Here is a 15,529-nt window from a genome sequence, read left to right as displayed (position 1 = left end):
AGTCTGCCGAAATCACCGGACCCCGAAAGCCTGGGTATTCCTTTGGGGTTCGGTGATACTCCACAGGCAGTGCATGGGGTTAGGGGTGGCGATATCCACGACTCTAGTTTTAAAGAGTTGAGGTAATTGGCGCAAGGGCAAGTTGCCATTGCCCAAGGGGGAGATTCTCAACTTTAGGGGGTGGATTGAGCTGAATAAATGGCAATTTCATCGATTTTCCAGGTTATAAGATTGGCGATCGCACCGGAGATTTTTTGGCAACCGGAGAATTATCTCCAATTATAATTGACAGGTCTCGATTTCGTAGGATGCTGCCTTTAACCCACTCTCCACAGAGAATTCAGGTTATGGGATTATAGCGGAAAAACTGCCCCAAACGTTGATATCCGATCGCCATTGGACTCGGGAGTACAGCACAGCGGATAGGATGGTAGAGAAACGCTACAGCGATCGCCATGCCCGATGATCTGCGGCTACTGGCTGTTTAAAGAGGCCGATCGCCCCTGGGGGAGGGTTCCCGGGACTGTCCCTATTGCGGGGGATGCCCCGGCGATCGCCGGGGTCTGTTTTCTCTGCTGCCCCGGTTCTCTGGGGCGGAGATCTTCCCACCCGCTTTCCCGGGAACAGCCCCTTTCCTGCCTCCGGAGAACGCCACCTAGAAAACATTTGGGATTCTCCTCACCCCCCTGATGTTCCGGAATGGGAGTGCAAAAAATCACCCCAACCGGCGGGAAAATCTGAACAGTGGCTGACCTTTCATAGAGCCGATCCGGAGATTTTACGGAAGGTTAGAAGGGATAAAACCGAGTATCTGTGGCAAAAAATTCTTAAAGACACTCTGTTGGGTTATTTTGTTCCAGGTCGCCTCGATCGCGGAGCAATTTGGCAAGCGACCTGGAGGATTGTTGTTGTTCTAATTGGGGAACAAACTGACGGGACTCGCCATAGGAGTGGGGAATAATTTATCTCCCGGCACTTTTAATTCGAGCTAAAATTGTTTCCATTTCCGACAATTCTACAGCCCCCGAGAACGGTTCTTCATTCATAAAAAAGAATGGGGTTCCATTAATGCCTAATTTGCGGGCGAGGATGAGGTCTTCCTCAATGGCAGCTTGAGCCGCTTCACTCTGGCGATCACTGTTAAATTTCTCCAAATCTAAATTTAACTTTTGGGCGATCGTTCCATATAACGATTCTGCCAACTGCTCTTGCTGTTGGAATAAGGAATCATGATATTCCCAGAATTTCCCCTGTTGTCCAGCGGCCCAAGCCGCTTTAGCTGCCGGAAGGGCTTGGGTATGAATCTGAGTCAACGGCAAATGCTTGTAGGTCAAAGTAACCTCCGCCTGATGTTTAGCCATAAACTGATTCACCGTTTCGTGAGCTTTGGCACAAAACGGACATTGAAAGTCGGAAAATTCGACAATCACGATATTTCTCTGGGGAGCACCTTTAACGGGAGAATTCCCGATAATTGCACCCGGGTTGGTACTCATCTGCTGTAAGAAAGCCTGCCTTGCTTCCTGAACCTCATTTTGTTGAGCCTCCTGATAGGCTTGTACGGATTCAATAATGACTTGGGGATTATTCCGAATAATCTCCAAAACTTGTGCTTCGAGGTCGGAATTGGCACTCGTGCCCTGGGGACTGGTACAACCGAACAATCCAAAACCGAATATTAAACAGCAGGCTAAAGTCAACGAAAAAAAGCGAACCGGGGACATGAATAACCTCTGGGATAAAAATTAGCAGCAGATCACTACTATAGGCGCTTTCCCAGGATTTTGACGAGTTTCCCCGGGGTGCAGAAGACAGGTTTCATTGGTGATATCGATCGCTGCTAGATTAGAGGAGTAACGCTACTATCATCTCCAGCACTCCCCTGCCCCTGGGCAACAGGGGAAGTCGGTAGATTTCGGTAGCCTACAGTACAGTTTGGGGATAAGGAGTTATCAGTTATTAGATCCAAACGAATTTGGCCCATCTGTGTTTCGTTTGCCCTTGAAGCAAGCTGGAAGCAGGGATGCCAAGTTGAGGTCCCCGGTTATCCCTGGACGGCGATCGCCCCTCGGTTGCATTGCGCTGATGGCGAACCATTGTTGTGGGGATCTGACCCATCACTAGACTCTAACCACCCCTCGCGAACGTTACTCAATCCCCTATGTATGAGCGGAATTTTTCAGTGGATGATCGCGTCAAATCCCCTAATAAACCCATTAAAGTTGGGGTGTTACATTCCCTAACAGGTACGATGTCCATCGGAGAAGTATCAGTCAAAGATGCCACCTTGTTAGCGATTGAAGAAATTAATGCCGCCGGTGGGGTGCTGGGCCGCCCCCTAGAAGCGGTGATTGCCGACGGGGAAAGCAATTTAAAAACCTTTGCGGACAAAGCCAAAGAATTACTCACTCAGGAGCAAGTTGAGGTGGTGTTTGGCTGTTGGACCTCTGCCTCCCGCAAAGCGGTACTCCCCATCTTTGAGGAATTAAATGGATTATTGTTTTATCCGGTCCAATATGAAGGATTAGAACAGTCCCCCAATATTTTTTATACGGGTGCGGCACCCAATCAGCAAATCGTTCCAGCACTGCAATATTTACTGGATCGGGGCTTTCGCCACATTTATTTACTCGGGTCAGATTATATTTTCCCCCGGACGGCGAATCAAATTATTAAAGCGCAATTAGTGGCCCAAGATGCGGTTTTAGCCGGGGAAGAATACATCCCCTTGGGTTCCCGGGAGGTGAGTACGGCGATCGCGCATATTCTTTCGGTACAACCGGATGCGGTGCTCAATACCCTCAATGGCGATACCAATGTGGCATTTTTCCGAGAGTTAAAGCAAGCGGGGTTGACCCCGGATAACTTGCCGGTGATGTCCGTGAGTGTTGCTGAGGCGGAAGTCCGGGAAATAGGGCCAGAGGCGATCGCTGGACATCTGGTGGCGTGGAATTACTTTCAAAGCATCGATACCCTGGAAAACCAGAAATTCGTGAGGGCCTATAAAGCCAAGTATGGCAGCGATCGCGTCACCTCGGACCCGATCGCTTCGGGCTATCTGGGGGTCTATTTGTGGAAGAAAGCGGTGGAAAAAGCCCAGTCTACTCAAGTAGCGAAGGTGAAGGCAGCGGCGAAAAATATAGAATTGGTCACCCCAAAAGGATTAGTCAAGCTGGATGCCAAAACCCAGCATCTGTGGAATACGGTCCGTATTGGGCAAATCAAGCCCGATGGGGCGATCGCCGAAATTTGGAACTCCCGGGAAGCTGTGGCACCAGACCCCTTTCTCTCCCGCTATCCTTGGGCAGCAGGACTCTCTCAACGGGGATTCCGCTGGGGAATCAATGCCAAACTGATGAGCTTATTTAGCACTTTAGTGGCGAGTGCCTGGGTTGCTTTCGGCTTAGAGTGGCGGACAGCAACGGAAATTGAGAGGAATATCGCCGCCTTAATTGAGCGAGTTGAGCAAATGTCTACACCCCAGGAGGAAATGTTGCAATGGGGCTATGCAGTAATGGCGGCAGCGCAACGCAGTCAATATTTATTAGTGATGCTGCTGCTGTTGAGCATCGTATCAATGGCCGTGGCCTTTTTTGTGATTTCCCGAATTACAAGGGCATTAAATGGAGTGACTAAAACCGCGCAACGGTTAGCGTCTGGGGATTTAACGGCGCGATCGCCTCTGGTTTCTGGAGATGAAATCGGGGTACTCTCGAACACTCTGAATACAATGGCACAACAGGTAAACTGCTTACTCAAAGGGTTAGAAGTGCGTTCGCGGCAGGTGGAAGAACACAGTTTAGAATTACAGGCAGCGGTTTATGCCGCACAAGCAGCCAGTCGGGCTAAAAGTACCTTTCTCGCCAATATGAGTCACGAATTGCGAACGCCACTGAATGCGATCGTGGGTTATAGCGAACTGCTGCAAGAAGAGGTAGAGGAGATTCTCGCCGATGAAAAGTTGATCCGTGACCTCCAAAAAATTAACATTGCTGGAAAAAATCTCTTGGCGATCGTCAGTGATATTTTAGATATTTCTAAAATTGAAGCAGGCAAACTAGATCTATGTCTGGATGCCTTCGATGTCCCCCAGTTGATTCAGGAGGTAGTCACCACCCTGGAACCGTTAATGGTGGCGAATCGTAATGTTATCTGCTTAGATTATCCCGAACAGATGGAAATGATGACGGCAGATCTCACTAAGGTCCGACAAATCCTCTTAAACCTGCTGAGTAATGCGGCTAAATTTACAGAAAATGGTCACATTATTTTAGAGGTGAGGATTAACAATCCCGAAGAAAATCCCGGGGAACAGGTCACGCTAAATTCTACTCCTGTCCCCCCAAGCGAAACGTCCTGGATTCTGTTTCGAGTCCGGGATACGGGAATTGGCATGAGTGCGGACCAGATCGGCCACCTGTTTCAACCCTTTGTGCAGGGGGATGATTCGACCACGCGCAAGTATGGCGGGACGGGATTGGGTTTAGCGTTGGTTAAAAAATTTTGCGAGCTGATGGGAGGGGCGATCGCGGTGGAAAGCCAACTGGGGCGAGGGTCGGTGTTTGAGATTGCCTTACCCTTGGTGGTCAAGAATACACCAGCCTGGAAGGTTAAGATTAATCGGGCTGCTTAAGGTTGAGCTTGATTGTCGGCACTGATTCCAATTGCCGGTAAAATAATCAACAAAACCACTTGTATTCAAAAAATTATAATGCCTGAACCTAAAAGATGGCAATGGGTTGAGACCCTCTCGGGCCATTTAGAAGGGGTGAGTTCCGTCGCAGTCACCCCGGACGGGAAAACCCTCGCCAGCAGCAGTTTGGACCAGACGATCGCCCTGTGGGATCTCAGAACGGGTCAAAAACTCCATACCCTCTGCGGACATTCTGGGGCAGTTCTGGGGGTGAGTTTTTCCCCGGATGGTCAAAGTTTGGTCAGTTGCGGGACAGATAAAAAGATTCAGGTTTGGGATTTGGGACAGTTGAAGCCGATTCGTCAGTTGGGGCGATGGTTTGGCGGTCATCAGGAACCTGTTTTAGCCCTGGCAATGGCTCCCGATGGCAAAACCCTGGTGAGTACCAGTGGCGATCGCCGTCTCAAAGGCTGGAATATGGCGACGGGTAGAAATGAATGGACGCTCACCTTGAATGGGGAGAAACTTGGGGAGATTCAGTCCGTGGCCATTAGTCCCGATAACAAAATTTTAGCCGGTGGCAGTACCGATAGTCAGATTGCCCTGTGGAATTTGCAGACTGGGGAAAAAGTGCGGACCCTCACCGGCCATTCTGCGGGGGTGACGGGGGTGGAATTTAGTCCCGATGGACGGGTCTTGGCCTCTAGCAGTTGGGATAAAACCGTGGCCCTGTGGAATCCCAGGACGGGAGAGCAAATGGCCTCTTTGGAGGGACATTCCGATGTGGTGACGGCGGTGAGGTTTCATCCCGATGGAGAGAGACTCGCCTCTGGAAGTTGGGATCAGACCCTGGCCCTGTGGAATGGGAAAACGGGAGAACAAATTGCTTCCCTGGTGGGACATTCTGATGCAGTGCGATCGCTGGCCTTTAGTCCCGATGGGCGGGTTTTGGTTTCGGGGAGTTGGGACCGGACGATCGCCCTGTGGCAGGTAGAATCGACCAATGGTGCGATCTAAATGATCCTATCAACGGGGGCGATCGCCGCGAATGCCCCATTTTTCCCCCGTCCCTGGGACGCGATCGCCGGGGACTCCTGGTGGGAAAACAGCGGCCCTAGTTAGCTGCATTAGGCCGTGATTTGCCCATCAAGGTTAATCCAGGAAACCCATCAGTCCATCGGTGTCATCCCCTTCATTTGAGGAAATGGGCCGATTTCCCATCAGATGATCGCAGTTCATGAGGATGGTGCTTTCTGTAATCGGACGATTTCCAGACACCTGCATGGAGTGGGCTACATGAATCATACTCGCCCCAATGGGACGAATTCCCGAGGAGTTTAGGGTATCAGCTACGATAAAATTACTCGCCTCCACGGGACGGTTGCCGGACAGGTTGATACTGTCAGAAATCTCAAAGTTGCTCAGTCCGATGGGGCGGTTTCCGGGTAAACCCCCTTGACGATAAAGCTGAATGCCTTTAGGGGTGGCTTCTTCAGGTAATTTGTCTTGTATTTTCTTCATACTATCTTGGGGTTCGTTTTCTGGGTTGGTTTTCTCAGTCTCTTCAGCGATCGCGCTATCCGCCATCTCGGGCTTCTCCTCCAAAAACACTCGGTTAGTTTTCCTTTGCTCCTGAAAATCAGTCTCGTTTCCGCCCTGTTTTAGCACGGTTGAATCGGTAAATTTCTACCTCATCGATGGCGATAGGGGCCTTATCTTATGAGTCGGAGACTAGCTTTCGCTGTCAGATCTTTTTTAGGGTTCTAACTTAAGCCTTAATTATACGGGTTGAAGGATCTGTAGACGAGTTGATCGCACTCTACATTACTGTAAATTTTTGTAAAAATCTTAAAAAAAATCTTATCGGGATTATAAGTGGGGATAGGCGTTCCTCGGTCAATCAAGGATTCGGGCCGATTCAGCAGGGGGGGGATCCGACAAAAGGGCCAAGGGGCGATCGGTTGGGATCACCTCTTGGCCCTAAATTTATGAACGGGGCAAGTTCGTCGCCTTACTTGCGATTACTCAGCCATTTGGCGGCAGCAATTCCTAAAATAGCCGCCACTAACGGATTACTCAAAAACTTCATCATCCAGGGTTTATCGGCTACAACATCCCGGAAAATATCAGGATGAGAGTGATAGGCAAATGAGGCTAATTTGGAAACATCATCTGCCGACATTTTCTTGGGATGATGACTAGAAAGACCCAGTTGTTTTTCTAAATCGCGATCGCTCAGTCCGCGTTTCTTCAGTTCTTTGAAGAACTCTTGCGCCACATCATCCCGCTCATCCGGCTTAATTTGGGCGATCGCTTTCCTCAGTTCCGGTTCCATCTGGGCTGGAGGAATGCGATCGTGTTGCAGAGACTCGCCAAATAAGCGCTTACGCTCTTCCCGCGTCGAGCGCTGGGCAAAATCATCAAAATTTTGATAATCGTCGGTCTGGGGAGCATTCGGCATCATCTCGCGATCGCCTCTTGCCAAATCGCCCATAATTTCCCGTTTATATTCGTCACTCGTCGCCATATTATTCTCCTAATTTACTGAAATTGATAAACCGTCAAGACGGGTGCAATTTTGCCTCACACCCTATCCCGCTTTATACTGAATCTGCTGGGACTGCACATCATAATCCGCTGTCAGAATCAGTTGTTTATCCGGTGCATACACCATCACTTTTAAATTCCGATTGGGGAAGTTGTGATGAAATCCTTGAGCCAGCGATCGGGCTAACTCTCGCACTTCATTCGGTCGAACTTGCGGCGTAATCACCACCCCGAGTTTATCATTGTCTCGCACATAGGCATCTTGAACCAGTCCTTTGGCATTTCGCACCACCCAGTTGCCAAAATTCTCCCCGGTTTGAGTATTACCCCGTTCCAGTTGGGCGTAATTGTGCGAAGTCGTCACCGACGGTGAGAGGCCGTTGGGTTGCTGTGCCGTCGGTGTTGCTCCACTACAAGCGGTGACCACGCTCAGGACTAATACCAAAACCAAAGCGGTCAACCCTTTCTGAACTCGCTTAAACAGACTCACCTGAATTTTCCTCCCAAATTTATAGTAATTTACCAGCCCGTTATCACGGAATGCCGGTTTATTTAGGGGTGAATTGATAGACCCATTCTTCAATTTCTGAACCGACCCCTTCAACAAACCTTTAAACAAAATATTGGTTGCTTCTGCGCTTCCCCCCTTAAACCAGGGGCATCGTGAAGATTCCCTTCACACTCATGCAAAAGTGGTAACAGTTGAGGGAAGGTCGGGGAGCATCCCCACCCTTCCCTCGGTTCAAAGATTAACCTCTAGTCGAGGGCCTCTTTTAAGTTGTCTTTGATATCTTCTTTGGCGTGTTGGGTTTCAGCCTCAGCTTGCTTCATTTTGCCCTGAGCCTTATCCTTGGGGTCTCCCGTCACGTTTCCCAACGCTTCTTGAGCTTTCCCTTCCACATTCTTCATCGTTGCATTAACTCTATCTTCAGCGCTCATCTTATTCTCCGTTTTGATGTGATGTAACTTGTTTTATCTGAATTAAGATTAGCAAGGATAAAGAAGTAAGAGCATCTATCATTGGATATATTCTCCACCTACCCCTTAAGGCTTTCTAGCGGGGATCGCGGATATCTACCCCAATTCCTATCCCCTTTTGTCTAATTTCCAGCTTCTCTGTTTTCCTAAAAAAGGGCCAGAGTATCAATACATTGGCCCTGGCTGGGGACTAACTTACAACTTTTCTACTTGATCTTTCTTGATATCCAGTTCTTCTTTTAAGTTTTCGACCCCATGTTCAATATTCGCTTCGATTTGCTTGGCTATACCCACTGCTTTTTGCTTGGGGTCGCCCGTCAGATCACCGAAGGCTTCTTGGGCTTTCCCTTCGATATTCTTAGCCGTGGCTTTCATTCGATTTTCAACACTCATCTGAATGTCTCCCCTTTATCTTTAGTTTTTTAGGGGCTAACCTATTGTTACAGTATTAAATACTTAGCCTTAAATTCATAGTAGCAATCTGTGTCAAAAATGCCCTCTGTCCTCCGACATATATGTAAAAAAAAAGCTAGAAAATAAGGAGTAACCGAAGCGGTCTAACTCATTCTCGGGAATAGAGACCCCGATGTCTTTCATTCATGGGACCTACAGATTGGGGCGGGTGACATCTCCAACTGGGTTTAAGTCCTGCACCAGTCCAAAGATGTCAAGAGCGATCGCAATTTTAAGTAGATATTTGCCTCAACAACCTTCTACAATAGGAAAGAACTCACCCTCAATCCGACTATGCAACCCTTTCGTCTTGAAGCGCCCTATCAACCGACAGGGGACCAACCCCAAGCGATCGCCAAACTGGTCCAAGGTATCCAAGGAGAAAAACCCTATCAAACCCTCTTAGGTGCCACGGGAACCGGAAAAACCTTTACCATTGCCTCCACGATCGCACAAGTGGGGAAACCTACCCTTGTCCTCGCCCATAATAAAACCCTCGCCGCCCAACTTTGTAACGAATTGCGGCAATTTTTCCCCCATAATGCCGTTGAATACTTTATCAGCTATTACGACTACTATCAACCCGAAGCCTATATCGCCGTCACCGATACCTATATCGAAAAAACCTCAGCCATTAACGAGGAAATCGATATGCTGCGACATTCAGCAACGCGATCGCTCTTTGAGCGGCGCGATGTCATCGTTGTTGCCTCAATTAGCTGCATTTACGGGTTAGGAATGCCCTCAGAATACCTCAACGCCGCCATTCCTTTACAAGTCGGACAGGAACTCGAACCCCGGCAACTCTTGCGCGACCTCGCCGGTATCCAATATCATCGCAATGACGTAGAAATCGGTCGAGGACGCTTCCGAGTCAAAGGGGATGTTTTAGAAATCGGACCCGCTTATGAAGACCGGATCGTCCGCGTCGAGTTCTTCGGGGATGAAATCGAGGCCATTCGCTACGTTGATCCGGTCACGGGAGGGATTCTCGCCAGTCTGGATACTCTAAGTATCTATCCGGCGCGTCACTTTGTTACCCCCGATGACCGCCTAGAAGCAGCTTGTCAGGCGATCGAACTGGAATTAGAAGACCGCCTGCAGGAACTGGAAAAAGCCGGAAAATTAGTGGAAGCACAACGGATAGAACAACGCACACGCTACGACCTGGAACTGCTGCGAGAAGTGGGATATTGCAACGGAGTGGAAAACTATTCCCGCCACATGGCCGGACGGCAAGCGGGAGAACCCCCGGAATGTTTACTAGATTATTTCCCCAAAGATTGGTTATTAGTGGTAGATGAATCTCACGTCACTGTCCCGCAAATTCGGGGAATGTACAATGGCGATCGCGCCCGAAAAATGGTCTTAATCGAACATGGATTCCGTCTCCCCTCTGCTGCGGACAACCGACCCTTAAAAGCCGAGGAATTTTGGGACAAGATGAATCAATGTATCTTCGTCTCCGCCACCCCAGGGGACTGGGAAATCGAACAATCTGCCGGGGAAGTCATCGAACAGATTATCCGACCCACGGGAGTGGTAGACCCGGAAATCTATGTCCGTCCCACCGAGGGTCAAGTGGATGACTTGTTAGGTGAGATTAAAGACCGAGTGAAACGCAATGAACGAGTCTTAATCACCACCTTAACCAAACGCATGGCAGAAGACCTCACCGAGTATTTCCAGGACCGGGGAATTCGCGTGCGGTATCTGCACTCCGATATTAATTCCATCCAACGCATTGAAATTCTCCAGGACTTGCGGGAAGGGGAATTTGATGTGTTGATTGGGGTTAACTTGTTGCGGGAAGGGTTAGACTTGCCGGAGGTGTCTCTCGTGGCGATTTTAGATGGGGATAAAGAAGGATTTTTGCGATCGCATCGGTCCCTCGTCCAAACCATCGGACGCGCCGCCCGTCATATTCGAGGACAAGCTATCATTTATGCAGATAACATGACTGACAGCATGACCTTGGCGATCGAAGAAACCGATCGCCGTCGCGGAATTCAGATGGCCTACAATCAGATGCATGGGATTACCCCCACAACCATTATTAAGAAATCCAGCAATGCAATTTTGGCCTTTTTAGACGTTTCCCGCCGCTTAAATGCCGCCGCAGCCGATGGAGTAGATTCCCTCACCCTCGCCCTTCAGGAATTGCCTTTAGAAGATATTCCCGAAGCAATTTCTAAGCTGGAACTGCAAATGAAAGAAGCAGCCAAAAAGCTGGAATTTGAGGAAGCGGCCAAATTTCGCGATCGCATCAAAAAACTGCGGGATAAACTCGTGGGTCATTCCTAAATCAACCGTTCGGCGGGTGGAAAACGCCATCCGCCATCTTATCCCGCGACCCTAAACTCTGGTAAACTTATACTCTACTGTTATTTATCCCTCGAACCGATGGCAATTACTAGAACTGAAGCCAAACAGTTATTAGAACGGCTAATTTTTGACGAAGAACACCCCCGAGAGTGGGTGCAAGATGTCTGGGAAATGAGTCCCACCCTCGGAGAAACCGCCGCTAAATTATGGGACGTTTATGAAGCCCTTATTGAATGCTGTCCCGAGGAAAAACTCGAAAATTTACTGCACAGTATCTATCAAGCTTCCTTGGAAGACTTGTAAAGTTTCCTAATTTGAATAACCGGAACCCTTGCCAAGGGTTAGTTGTTCCAGCTATTCTAGGAAGCAATGCAAATCAACTGGAGAATAGGCAGCCGTGACAGAAGCAACCAACGTACTGGGGGGAAAACTGGAAAATTGCTGCACCTCCCCCATGACGGGATATTATCGGGATGGAAAATGTAACACCGGAGGGGGAGACTACGGTGCTCATGTCGTCTGTGCACAAGTCACAGAAGAGTTTCTCACCTTCACCAAACAGCGGGGAAATGATTTGAGTTCCCCGGTTCCCCTGTTTAATTTTCCTGGCTTAAAACCAGGCGATCGCTGGTGTTTGTGCGCCTCTCGCTGGAAAGAAGCCCTCGATGCCGGAGTCGCACCCCCCGTCGTCCTGTCTGCCACTCATGTATCGGCTTTAGAGTATGTCTCAGAAGAGGAACTCAAACAATATGCCATAGACGAATTGTAACACAATGACATTGTAAACGTTGCATCTACTGACGCAAAATCTTTTGAAGAAACCCGGTTTCTTACCCTGAATTAGAAACCGGGTTCCTCTCTTCAGCTTTAGCCAATTTTTCCCGAGAAATGTTCCCCAAAACTTACCCCTGACGGCGATATCAGCCATTATTCCAGTGGTTCTAACGTCACTGGATCTTCTGCGATCGGCACAATAAACCGACTATTAGCACGAACAAAACAATTCCCCCCCTCAATAGAGACAGGAATCCAAGGTTTCCCCCGCTTATCCAGCAACACAATCTGATTAGCTAGATTTCCCGTCACCGCCTCCAATCGGTCCCCCCGTTGAAACCGTCTCACAAGAGCCCACTCAGAAATTTCATGGCGGTTATTCGTGCGTAAGAGTTCCGGGACCTCCAGACTATCCATAAAAACGCCCTGAAATTGTCGAGGCATCCGACAATTTAACCCATTCGGATCGCGATCGCTCACCTCCCAATTAAACTGACGATTCCCCCGCCTTCCCGGGAACAAATAATCCCCATCCGCATTCGTAGCCGGAACCGCCAAACTCGGACCAGAAAACAAGAGCAAACTAGCCACAACAACCGATAAACGCTTTAGCAGCCTCATTCGAGTCAAACCTCAAACTTTTCATCTCAGTTCTAGCATCTTCAGTCAGGCGATCGCAAGAGTCTCTTATGGGCCTATAATCCAAGAGTTACCTTCACCATAACCGCGTTCATGAAAATTCGGCAATTGCCTTCCACTTATCCGGTTCTAGCGAGAAGATATTTCCGGTATAGCTTGGGTTTTTAAATCGGCAATTAATCTAAGATTTTACCGATTTAAACTAGCCTCGGGACAAGGCAATTCCTTGTCCCGAAAAGTCTAGTTAATCTTTACTATCCCGGTTCGTCCGAGGGAATCAGTGCCTCAAATTCCGCAACCGAACTGATTACACTGGCCTGTTGCAGCAGTTGACTTAGCATCAAGATATCAGCAATTTGATTCACTCGCGCACTCAGTTCCGGTGACACAGAATTGAACCGTGCGCTCAATACTAACAGCACCGCACTCCGGGCATTTTCTAAGCTCCCTTCCTGGTGACCTTCCTGACGACCTTCTTTGCGACCGGCTTCCATTGCGCGACGTTCAATATTGCTTAGAATCGGCATTTTTCTTTCCTCCTGATAGTTTTTGAGTTTGGTATCAAAACTTTGTTGCAGGCTTTCGGGTAGGGTCATCATCCAATCGAGTAATCGAAATAAGTTGATGATGTCGGTTTCAGTATAACCTCGTTCATAGAGGTTCTGCACTAACTCCCATTTGTACTGTTCTCGTTCTTCGGCCTTTCCGGTGCTGGCTTGGGTTTTTAAATGGGCCATCACTAAAAAGGCTAAGGGATTGAGACTGGTTTCAAGGGTCTCCCATTGACTTTCATAGTCCAGGAGTTTGGCGGTGGGAAATTCAAAAGTGACGGAACAGCCTGCGAGGTTATAACTATAGGAGTGGGGCCGCCATGACGGGCGATCGCATCCTAATATGGCAAGGCTAATCACTTTTTTATGGATATCAAAAGACCGATAATGGTAGATGTACATCCGTTCGGGAAATTCGCTGTCTTCTTGACTCTGGACTTCGATATGAATCAAGATATAGGCTTCTTCTCCGTTTTTTTGCCAAACCTTGAAAAGTTTATCCCCTTCCCGTTCTCCACTGCTACCCGTGGGGGTAATTTGTTGCAGTTCTTTGTCCAGGGATTCATATCCTCGGCTCCAGTCTACTACTTGATGAACTTCCGGGAAAAAGAAGGCTAAGAAGGGTTCGAGATACTCGTCTAAGGCTTCTTTCCAAGGCTGGTCGTAATTGGCATTTGGGGTATTCACCCTGATTCCTCCTGATGATGCTGTTGGGGAATTTTTCTAAGTTTATTGTAACATAAATTATACATCTCGTTACTGGGCTTCAGCCAAGTAATGCGCTCTTGGAGGCTCTGCCTCCTCCCCACGCACAGGCGGCAGAGCCGCAAAATGCCCGTGTCACGGCAGAGCCATGACACGAGGGAAAGTTCTTTAAAATATACCTAGGGACAGGGCAATGCCTTGTCCTCTAATTACCGAATTACTCGAATTTCTAAACCTAAACTGAGACTTTCCCAGGCGCGATATCGCTAGTCAATGCAGGCAACTGTAGCTTCAATGCTAGAGCAAGACAGGCTCTATCTCCCAGAGAAAGACCGAACGAACGAGTGGAAACTCTTAGGTTAGCAATGTCGCGTGCGAGTTCTTCGTCTGCTGGATAGATAATTAATGCCTTATCGAGCAAACCGCCTTCCCTCAACTGAGTGGTAACCGTATCAGGATCTTGACCGCGTTCCGCCAGTTTGGAGAGAGTTCCTGCCCAGTTTATAGCACTAATGGTTGCTTTTTGAAGCAAAGCATCGGCAACGTCATCGGCACCCGGTTCGCCTTGCAGGTAAGCAAGTAAGGCTGAGGCATCCAATACTGCAATAGGATTTTGAGTCATGCTTCGCGCTCCCGATGGACTTCCTCACGCCGTTCTTGAATGAGTTCGTCTGCAAGGCTAATACCCGGGGCAATATCTTTAAAAATTCCTTGGATTTTTTGGACGGATTTGCGTAAGCTGAACAGGCGCAGACTCCCATCATTTTCGAGAATTAGGGTCAGGGAATCCCCCGGTTGCAGGTTAAGTTGCTTCCGCACGGTTTCGGGGATAACTAACTCGCCGGTTTCTGCCAAATTCACGGTGTACTGTTCGAGGGGTAGAGACATAGTTCGATAAATTTAGGTAAGTTTTTTTAACTGAGTGGCTATTTTAGCAAATTTAGAGCTTAGGGGTGAGGTCAAGCTCATTCGCTTAACAACCGCTTAATCTCTGCCTCGGTAAAGGGATTTTCCCCAGCGCGAAGGGAATTAATATAACTCTGCACCTGTCTGTTTGCCTCTGGATTACCATTCCCTTGGATAAAGGTCTGAAAATCTTGGATTGCTCCCTCGTTATCCCCAGCCAATGCCTTCGCTAACCCGCGATTTCCTACAGATCCGGGTTCCAAAATTACCGCTTTTTCGCAGGCTTCAAGCACCGCCGCCGCCTCACCGCGCAAACTGCCAAACGCACAGATTTCGTTCCAAGTTTGGGCAGAAATTTCCACCGTGGCATCGATATTCTGGGCAGCAGTATAAGCCTCAAGCGCTGCTTGATACTCTTGGTCCTTAACCCCTTGTTCTCCCCGCGCCAGCAAAACCGGAACAGCAATGCGTTTCGCTTCGGCTTCGGGTTCTAGGTCGAGAGTGGCATCAAGTTTTTTGGCTTGTTTAAACTTGGCAACTGCCCCCTCGATATCTCCCTCGCGGGCTAAAGCCTTGCCTTGACGGACGAGAAACTGTGCCGAGTCGGTTTGATTCCACACATATTTTTGACAAGTTTCCCCTGCTTTGCTGGCAACATCGGTTTCTGGTGCTACCAGTACAGGATGATACTGCAACTGATTGCAGCCCACTTGCAGCCAATTTTTCCAACCTACTGACCATAAACGCAGGGTTTTGTCCTCACTGCCACTGACAATATACTTCCCGTTTGGGCTAAAAGCAAGAGCATTGACCCTAGACTGATGGCCGCGCAGTACCCCAATCTGTTCCCCCTGGCGGTTCCACAAGCGCACTGTGTTGTCTCCGCTGCCACTGACAATCGTCTTTCCATCGGTGCTGATGGCTACGGCGCTGACATAATTCTGATGGCCGCGCAGTACCCCAATCTGTTCCCCCTGGCGGTTCCACAAGCGCACTGTGTTGTCTCCGCTGCCACTGA

Annotated in this window: 16 protein-coding genes and 1 pseudogene; 5 read left to right on the top strand and 12 right to left on the bottom strand. The window is 48.8% G+C overall.

Annotation, left to right across the window (positions count from 1 at the left end; all coding sequences use genetic code 11):
- Positions 1 to 441: 441 nt before the first annotated feature.
- Both NG792_RS12320 and NG792_RS12315 read right to left on the bottom strand, forming a co-directional pair.
- Positions 442 to 609, bottom strand: coding sequence for a hypothetical protein (locus tag NG792_RS12320; RefSeq protein ID WP_261201028.1), 168 nt, complete (start codon positions 607 to 609; stop codon positions 442 to 444).
- A gap of 353 nt (positions 610 to 962) precedes the next feature.
- Complete coding sequence (locus tag NG792_RS12315) at positions 963 to 1,724, bottom strand: DsbA family protein (RefSeq protein WP_261201027.1); 762 nt, start codon at positions 1,722 to 1,724, stop codon at positions 963 to 965.
- Between the two features lie 437 nt (positions 1,725 to 2,161).
- On the opposite strand from NG792_RS12315, the gene urtA reads away from it, so the two are divergent.
- Both urtA and NG792_RS12305 read left to right on the top strand, forming a co-directional pair.
- Positions 2,162 to 4,633 (top strand): urea ABC transporter substrate-binding protein, encoded by a 2,472-nt coding sequence (gene urtA, locus NG792_RS12310; RefSeq protein WP_261235609.1) that lies wholly within the window; start codon positions 2,162 to 2,164, stop codon positions 4,631 to 4,633.
- A 78-nt stretch (positions 4,634 to 4,711) separates the two neighbouring features.
- Positions 4,712 to 5,650, top strand: a complete 939-nt coding sequence (locus NG792_RS12305; RefSeq protein WP_261235608.1) for a WD40 repeat domain-containing protein — start codon at positions 4,712 to 4,714, stop codon at positions 5,648 to 5,650.
- 135 nt (positions 5,651 to 5,785) lie between these two features.
- Here the strand turns inward: NG792_RS12305 and NG792_RS12300 are convergent, their stop codons facing one another.
- The 5 genes from NG792_RS12300 to NG792_RS12280 all read right to left on the bottom strand — a co-directional run bounded on the left by NG792_RS12300 (position 5,786) and on the right by NG792_RS12280 (position 8,551).
- Positions 5,786 to 6,301 carry a hypothetical protein gene (locus tag NG792_RS12300; protein WP_261201024.1) on the bottom strand — a complete coding sequence of 172 codons (516 nt, stop codon included), beginning with the start codon at positions 6,299 to 6,301 and terminating at the stop codon, positions 5,786 to 5,788.
- 343 nt (positions 6,302 to 6,644) lie between these two features.
- The gene (locus NG792_RS12295; protein WP_261201023.1) at positions 6,645 to 7,160 is read right to left on the bottom strand and encodes a hypothetical protein; all 516 of its coding nucleotides are present in this window, start codon (positions 7,158 to 7,160) and stop codon (positions 6,645 to 6,647) included.
- 63 nt (positions 7,161 to 7,223) lie between these two features.
- The gene (locus NG792_RS12290) at positions 7,224 to 7,670 is read right to left on the bottom strand and encodes a hypothetical protein (protein ID WP_261235607.1); all 447 of its coding nucleotides are present in this window, start codon (positions 7,668 to 7,670) and stop codon (positions 7,224 to 7,226) included.
- A 266-nt stretch (positions 7,671 to 7,936) separates the two neighbouring features.
- Positions 7,937 to 8,119 carry a CsbD family protein gene (locus NG792_RS12285; protein WP_261201021.1) on the bottom strand — a complete coding sequence of 61 codons (183 nt, stop codon included), beginning with the start codon at positions 8,117 to 8,119 and terminating at the stop codon, positions 7,937 to 7,939.
- Positions 8,120 to 8,353: 234 nt separating this feature from the next.
- Entirely contained in the window at positions 8,354 to 8,551 is a 198-nt protein-coding gene (locus NG792_RS12280; protein WP_261201020.1) for a CsbD family protein, read from the bottom strand.
- Positions 8,552 to 8,905: 354 nt separating this feature from the next.
- Between NG792_RS12280 and uvrB the strand changes: the two genes are divergently transcribed.
- The 3 genes from uvrB to NG792_RS12265 all read left to right on the top strand — a co-directional run bounded on the left by uvrB (position 8,906) and on the right by NG792_RS12265 (position 11,705).
- On the top strand, positions 8,906 to 10,915 hold the full coding sequence (gene uvrB / locus NG792_RS12275; protein WP_261201019.1) for an excinuclease ABC subunit UvrB: 2,010 nt from the start codon (positions 8,906 to 8,908) through the stop codon (positions 10,913 to 10,915).
- A gap of 99 nt (positions 10,916 to 11,014) precedes the next feature.
- The gene (locus tag NG792_RS12270) at positions 11,015 to 11,239 is read left to right on the top strand and encodes a hypothetical protein (RefSeq protein ID WP_261201018.1); all 225 of its coding nucleotides are present in this window, start codon (positions 11,015 to 11,017) and stop codon (positions 11,237 to 11,239) included.
- Between the two features lie 94 nt (positions 11,240 to 11,333).
- Positions 11,334 to 11,705 (top strand): DUF2237 family protein, encoded by a 372-nt coding sequence (locus NG792_RS12265; protein WP_261201017.1) that lies wholly within the window; start codon positions 11,334 to 11,336, stop codon positions 11,703 to 11,705.
- Positions 11,706 to 11,863: 158 nt separating this feature from the next.
- Here the strand turns inward: NG792_RS12265 and NG792_RS12260 are convergent, their stop codons facing one another.
- The 5 genes and pseudogenes from NG792_RS12260 to NG792_RS12240 all read right to left on the bottom strand — a co-directional run.
- Positions 11,864 to 12,331: a hypothetical protein gene (locus NG792_RS12260; protein ID WP_261201016.1), complete on the bottom strand. Its 468-nt coding sequence runs from the start codon at positions 12,329 to 12,331 to the stop codon at positions 11,864 to 11,866.
- Positions 12,332 to 12,603: 272 nt separating this feature from the next.
- Positions 12,604 to 13,587 carry an RpnC/YadD family protein gene (locus tag NG792_RS12255; RefSeq protein WP_261201015.1) on the bottom strand — a complete coding sequence of 328 codons (984 nt, stop codon included), beginning with the start codon at positions 13,585 to 13,587 and terminating at the stop codon, positions 12,604 to 12,606.
- Between the two features lie 253 nt (positions 13,588 to 13,840).
- Complete coding sequence (locus tag NG792_RS12250) at positions 13,841 to 14,227, bottom strand: type II toxin-antitoxin system VapC family toxin (protein ID WP_261235606.1); 387 nt, start codon at positions 14,225 to 14,227, stop codon at positions 13,841 to 13,843.
- Positions 14,224 to 14,493 carry an AbrB/MazE/SpoVT family DNA-binding domain-containing protein gene (locus NG792_RS12245; RefSeq protein WP_261235605.1) on the bottom strand — a complete coding sequence of 90 codons (270 nt, stop codon included), beginning with the start codon at positions 14,491 to 14,493 and terminating at the stop codon, positions 14,224 to 14,226. The genes NG792_RS12250 and NG792_RS12245 overlap by 4 nt, the downstream gene beginning before the upstream one ends.
- A gap of 77 nt (positions 14,494 to 14,570) precedes the next feature.
- Positions 14,571 to 15,529: pseudogene (locus tag NG792_RS12240) on the bottom strand (hypothetical protein); the annotation flags it as partial.

The sequence above is a fragment of the Laspinema olomoucense D3b genome (genome assembly GCF_025370785.1).
Taxonomy (GTDB): Bacteria; Cyanobacteriota; Cyanobacteriia; order Cyanobacteriales; family Laspinemataceae; genus Laspinema; species Laspinema olomoucense.
This window is presented reverse-complemented; position numbering and strand designations above follow the sequence as displayed.

Excerpts from the sequence above, each read along its gene's own strand:
- NG792_RS12250 (WP_261235606.1), bottom strand. The coding sequence starts at position 14,227 with ATGACTCAAAATCCTATTGCAGTATTGGATGCCTCAGCCTTACTTGCT.
- NG792_RS12285 (WP_261201021.1), bottom strand. The coding sequence starts at position 8,119 with ATGAGCGCTGAAGATAGAGTTAATGCAACGATGAAGAATGTGGAAGGG.
- NG792_RS12305 (WP_261235608.1), top strand. The coding sequence starts at position 4,712 with ATGCCTGAACCTAAAAGATGGCAATGGGTTGAGACCCTCTCGGGCCAT.
- NG792_RS12245 (WP_261235605.1), bottom strand. The coding sequence starts at position 14,493 with ATGTCTCTACCCCTCGAACAGTACACCGTGAATTTGGCAGAAACCGGC.
- NG792_RS12270 (WP_261201018.1), top strand. The coding sequence starts at position 11,015 with ATGGCAATTACTAGAACTGAAGCCAAACAGTTATTAGAACGGCTAATT.
- NG792_RS12315 (WP_261201027.1), bottom strand. The coding sequence starts at position 1,724 with ATGTCCCCGGTTCGCTTTTTTTCGTTGACTTTAGCCTGCTGTTTAATA.
- NG792_RS12280 (WP_261201020.1), bottom strand. The coding sequence starts at position 8,551 with ATGAGTGTTGAAAATCGAATGAAAGCCACGGCTAAGAATATCGAAGGG.
- NG792_RS12295 (WP_261201023.1), bottom strand. The coding sequence starts at position 7,160 with ATGGCGACGAGTGACGAATATAAACGGGAAATTATGGGCGATTTGGCA.
- NG792_RS12260 (WP_261201016.1), bottom strand. The coding sequence starts at position 12,331 with ATGAGGCTGCTAAAGCGTTTATCGGTTGTTGTGGCTAGTTTGCTCTTG.
- uvrB (WP_261201019.1), top strand. The coding sequence starts at position 8,906 with ATGCAACCCTTTCGTCTTGAAGCGCCCTATCAACCGACAGGGGACCAA.
- urtA (WP_261235609.1), top strand. The coding sequence starts at position 2,162 with ATGTATGAGCGGAATTTTTCAGTGGATGATCGCGTCAAATCCCCTAAT.